Annotated in this window: 1 protein-coding gene; it reads right to left on the reverse strand. The window is 75.3% G+C overall.

Features of this window, described 5'->3' with window-relative positions; all coding sequences use genetic code 11:
- On the reverse strand, positions 1-2036 hold a 2036-nt coding region (gene fusA, locus RIN80_RS24625), incomplete at its 3' end, for an elongation factor G (RefSeq protein ID WP_375141802.1).
- Positions 2037-2275: the final 239 nt, after the last annotated feature.

Raw genomic sequence — 2275 nt, forward strand, 5'->3', positions numbered from 1 at the left:
TACCGCACGGCGGCGGCCGCCGGCGCCGGGGCGTAGCCGGTGGGCCGGGCCGTGAACGTGCCACGCCCCTGGGTGCGGCTGCGCAACCGGGTCGCCCAGCCGAACAGTTCGGCCAGCGGCACGGTCGCGGTGACGACCGCGGCGCCCGCCCGGGTGACCGAGCCGGTCACCCGGCCGCGCCGGGCGGCGAGGTCGCCGAGCACGCCGCCGACCGCGTCCTCGGGCACCGTGACGGTGACCTCGGCGACCGGCTCCAGCAGGACCATCGCGCAGCCGCGCAGCGCCTCGCGCAGTCCGAGCCGGCCGGCCGTGCGGAACGCCGTGTCCGAGGAGTCCTTCACATGGGTCGCCCCGTCGGTGAGCGTGACGCGCAGCCCGGTCACCGGATGTCCGCCGAGCGGCCCCTCGGCGAGGGCGTCCCGGCAGCCGGCCTCGACCGCCCGCACGTACTCCTGCGGCACGCGCCCGCCGACGACGGTCGAACGGAACGCGAAGGCGCCCTCCCCGTACGGCTCCACGTCGAGCACGACCTGGGCGAACTGCCCCGCCCCGCCGTCCTGTTTGGCGTGCCGGTACACCAGACCCGACACACCCCGGCCGACGGTCTCGCGGTGACTGACCCGGGGACGGCCCACACCGACCTCCAGGCCGAGGTCGCGCCGGAGCTTCTCCACCGCCACCTCCAGGTGCAGTTCCCCCATGCCGGACAGCACGGTCTGCCCGGTCTCCGGGTCGGTGCGCGCGACCAGCGAGGGGTCCTCCTCGGTCAGTCGCGCCAGCCCCGACGCCAGCCGGTCGGTGTCACCGGCGCTGCGGGCCTCGACCGCGACCGACACCACCGGCTCGGGCACACCGGGCGGTTCCAGCAGCAGGGGCGCGTCCGGCGCGCACAGGGTCGAGCCGGCGCGGGCGGACTTCAGCCCGACGACGGCGACGATGTCCCCGGCGACCGCGCTGTCCAGCGGTGTGTGCCGGTCGGCCCGCACGCGCAGGATCCGGCCGATCCGCTCGGTGCGGCCCGCCGTCGCGTCCCACAGCGTGTCCCCCTTCCGGATGGTCCCCGAGTAGATCCGCAGATAGGTCAGCCGCCCGGTCGCGGTGGCCTGCACCTTGAACGCGAGGGCGAGCGGCGGCGCCGCCGGGTCGGCGGCCCGCCGCTGCTCCGCCCCGGCGTGGGTGCCGCGCACCGGCTCCACGTCCAGCGGCGACGGCAGCCACGCCACGACGGCGTCGAGCAGCGGCTCGATCCCGCGGTTGCGGTAGGCGGAGCCGCACAGCACGACCACGCCGTCCCCGCTCAGGGTCAGGTCCCCGAGGGCCGCCGCGAGCGTCCCCCGCGAGAGGGCACCCGTGGCGCAGAACTCCTCCAGGGCGCCCGGGTGCAGCTCCGCCACCGCCTCCTCCAGGGCCCGGCGGCGGGCGACGGCCTCGTCCCGCAGGCCGCCCGGCACCGGAAGGTCGTCCGGCGCCTCACCGTCGCCCCACACCAGGGCGCGCATGCGGACGAGATCCACGACACCGGTGAAGCCGTCCTCCGCCCCGATCGGCAGCTGGACCGGCAGCGGCGCGGGGTGCAGCCGCTCCCGGATCGACGCCACGGCCGTGTCGAGGTCGGCGCCGGCCCGGTCCATCTTGTTGACGAACGCGATCCGCGGCACGCCGTGCCGGTCGGCCTGGCGCCACACCGCCTCGCTCTGGGGCTCCACCCCGGCCACCGCGTCGAACACGGCGACGGCGCCGTCGAGCACCCGCAGCGCGCGCTCCACCTCGTCGGCGAAGTCGACGTGACCGGGGGTGTCGATGAGGTTGATCCGGTGACCGTCCCAGGCACAGCTCACCGCCGCGGCGAAGATGGTGATGCCCCGGTCGCGCTCCTGCGGGTCGAAGTCCGTGACGGTCGTGCCGTCGTGGACCTCGCCGCGCTTGTGGGTGGTTCCGGTGGCGAACAGGATCCGTTCGGTGACGGTGGTCTTGCCGGCGTCGACATGGGCGAGGATGCCGAGGTTGCGGACGGCGGCGAGCGGGTTCGGGTGGATGCGCACGGCCCGGGGCCTTTCGATGCGATCGGGACAAAAGGCGGCGCGATTACCGGGAGAGGGGCGGGAAGTATCGATCCGACAGTCCGTCAGGGAACCTTTGAGCGCCTGGCGTTCGTCCCGGTCAGCCGGTGCCGCCGCGCAGCGGGCACCGGAGCGACGAGGACACGAGGATCACCTCGTAGCGCGGGAGGGAGACAGCGGCAGCGGTGTGGTCACGCACGGCCGTCCCCCTTCAT

It is taken from the genome of Streptomyces sp., from assembly GCF_031181705.1.
Classification (GTDB): Bacteria; Actinomycetota; Actinomycetes; order Streptomycetales; family Streptomycetaceae; genus Streptomyces.